We start from the raw sequence: 3,049 nt of genomic DNA on the forward strand, positions 1-3,049 counted from the left end.
TCCCTGCGCATGGTAAATCCCGCTGTAAAATTCCATTTTCCCGTCACTCTGCGCCAGCGGCCTGTTATAATTAACACCCCACATCGCACTTTGATCCTGTAAATTCAACACGACATAGGGTTGCAGAGTGGAGCTATCCGCCATCATGAAGCTGGCATAGCCATTAATATAATGTTTCCCTTGCAGGCTGCCTTTATTAGCAATGTTATTTATTTCAGCCGCCATTAAATATTTATAGCTGTCAAAAGCCTGATTTAATGTGGCATAAGGCGTGGTTTTGTTTAAAAAATCAATAAATTTACGCTGTTTTCGCCACTCGCTGCTGGAATACCCTTCGCTCTGATAATAGTATTCCAGGCCCAGTACGCTGAAATGATCGGTAGTGTACTGCCCGCCCAGCGCCAGCTCGAGGCCGTTCTTCTCAGCAAGGCGGTAGAGTGAAGTTGGGAAGCGATAATTTTGTACGCTCTCAGCATTATCAACGTTAAAATGACGCCACTGCTCTTTTCCGTGCCAGGCGAACTCAGCATTAAACACCCACTGCGGCGTATAGTGAAAACTGTCGGATACGGCAATGCTTTTTGTCTCGCCTATAGCCAGGTTGACAGCAGGTGTATGGGCCGCCAGGCGATAATCGGTGTAAGAAAACAGGTAACGTTCACTGGCATTAGCGCGTTCCGTTACCGACCAGTTGCTGGATGCTTCATACCGCTTATCAATATGGGTTAACTTTGGTACTGCCGTTAAAGACCATGAATAGTCTGTGCTGTCACTGGCTAATTTAATCGCCCAGGAGGTTTCAGGATAGATCTGTTTCATTAACGGATCGTATATGCGGGTAGCTTTAAAGCCCGCATAATAATTGTTCAGCAATACCGCCGGAGATTTTAGATAGAACAGCCCAACAGGATTTTTCAGTTTGCCCGCTTCTACCCTGAGCGCTTTTGCAACTCTATAAGAGAAGCTGAGCTGATTAATAATTCCTCTGAGACGGTTGTCGTCCTGCTCGAATTTTTCCACATGCCGATAAGGATAATAAGTCAGACCATAAACAGAAAAGTTAACATCAAGCTCATTCTCAATTAAAGCGCACTGACCGGCATATTTAATCCCAAAATCATTATACAGATTATCGGTACGGTAAGGGCTATTCCCCGCAATCTGCCAAAGCGTTGGCGTTCTGTTCATATAGGCCAACTGGCTAAAAAGCACCATATCCGCAGGCAGACAATCCGCCATAAGCATCGCCGGGAAGAGAACTGCCGATAAAACCGGCAGAGCAGAACGTAACATCAGCGCCCCCCGCGTTGAATATACTCTTTTGTAAAATGCGATACGGGCAGCGATTCAAAGCGAATATCGCTGTATTCCATAACGGAGTAAGCGTTACCGTAGCGGGCATCCTGAATCACAATTTTGGTGGGTCTTGCTTTCCCCAATACCTGCCTGTAGTTTTGGTAGCGCACCTCTTTAATCAGTTTATTATCGAGGGAGTAGTAATCCGCTTTATAGGGGCGATAGTCGCTCTCTTTTTCAACGTAATAGATCACTCTCGGATAGGTGACTTCGGGTAACTTGCGCGCCAGCACCAGCTTATAGCACTTTTTTTCTCCACAGGGCACTTCCCCTACCAGCTCAGCGTTATAGCCATACTCAAAATTTGTAACGATAACATCGCCATTAGATATCTGCCCCAGCAGCCTTTGCTGGCGGGATATCGGAATAGGACGCCTGAGTTCCGGCGTGTAAAACCAGAGATCGTACCAATCTGACAGCATGATTTTACCTTTATCCCTGGGCGGCCAGACGAATCGGACCAGGGAGCGCGCATCAGCCTCGCTCCCTTTTTCAGGCTTGATAAAGCGCATTGAGATATCCAGAATTTGTTTACTGTCGGGCTGTGTGGCACCGGCCTTATATTCCTGTATCGTCACGGTATAGCGGAAAGGTCGGTTAGGGGAACGCACCGCGTCGGACAGACGAATAATATCCAGCGCCTGCGGCGACGATGTCTCACTCCATCCCGGTACAGGAGAGAGCAGGAGAGGCAGAAGGAACAATAAGGACCATTTTTTCTGTTTCATTATTATGCTCTCCTTATACAGATTTGAACGCATCAGCGATATTCAGCCTGGCTGCCCGCAGCGCGGGCAGAATCGACGCCAGAGCAGAAGTCAGTACCGGCAATAAGAATGTCATCCAGATTAACTGAGGGTTATTGACCTTGATAAAGGCGGTATATCCCTGCGTTTGTCCCGGAGATGGCGGCATGGCAATGCCATGTAGATTAATGGCGCCGGCAATAGCAAAACCAATGATCAAACTCCCTATCGCGCCAGTAAAACCTGTAAATATCCCCTCCAGCAAAAATAGCCGGGTAATATGGGAAGGTTTGAGTCCTATGGCTCGCAGCGTAGTAATTTCGCGGGTTCTTTCCGCAATATTCATGGTCATGGCGTTACCGATCATAAAGATCACGATCAGGGCGACGATAATTTTTATAAAGAAATAGATCCCTGATAACAGCCCCTCTACCTGCTGGTAAAACAGTGATATCTCCTGCCATGTTTTGATGGTTAACGGCAAATTTTTATCTTTGATAAACTGGCGAAGCTTCATGGCGAATATCGGCAAATCGCTGTCGTTTTTAAGCAAAATTAATATTTTGCTTACGCCATCCGTGCCCATCATGCGCTGTGCCGTCTCCAGCGGGATTTTCATTGCCACATCGTCATAATCTTTGATGCCGGAGGCGAAAACACCACGCACCTTAAGAGAGATCGCTCCCTGGCCGCCATGTGTATTCACCACCATAGTATCCACCCAGTCGCCGTAATGCGCGTTAAGCGTCTTTGCCAGGCCGCTTCCCAGCGTTACCTCATTATGCTTTACCCGGGAGAGATCGCTTCCCGACAGCAGTCGATCAAAAGCGCCAAGCTTCAGCGCCGGAATCGGCTCTACGCCCAACGCGGAAAAATAGCTTGAGGTTTCACTTTCATACTGTGAAATAATTCCGGTAAATTCCAGTTGCCCGGACAGGGTAGAAATA

At 47.5% G+C, this 3,049-nt stretch carries 3 protein-coding genes; all 3 read right to left on the reverse strand.

The window, feature by feature from the left end; all coding sequences use genetic code 11:
* Positions 1-1,293, reverse strand: a 1,293-nt coding sequence (locus MYY08_RS00800) for a hypothetical protein (RefSeq protein ID WP_288012539.1), incomplete at its 3' end; no start/stop codon positions are given.
* Positions 1,293-2,084, reverse strand: a complete 792-nt coding sequence (locus MYY08_RS00805; protein ID WP_038630054.1) for an outer membrane lipoprotein-sorting protein — start codon at positions 2,082-2,084, stop codon at positions 1,293-1,295. The genes MYY08_RS00800 and MYY08_RS00805, both read right to left, overlap by 1 nt.
* A 13-nt stretch (positions 2,085-2,097) precedes the next feature.
* Positions 2,098-3,049: ABC transporter permease (locus tag MYY08_RS00810; protein ID WP_288012541.1), on the reverse strand; the 952-nt coding region annotated here is incomplete at its 5' end.

The sequence above is a fragment of the Mixta sp. genome (assembly GCF_024610815.1).
Lineage (GTDB): Bacteria > Pseudomonadota > Gammaproteobacteria > Enterobacterales > Enterobacteriaceae > Mixta > Mixta calida.

Coding starts and splice junctions, on each gene's coding strand:
- MYY08_RS00805 (WP_038630054.1), bottom strand. CDS start 2,084: ATGAAACAGAAAAAATGGTCCTTATTGTTCCTTCTGCCTCTCCTGCTC.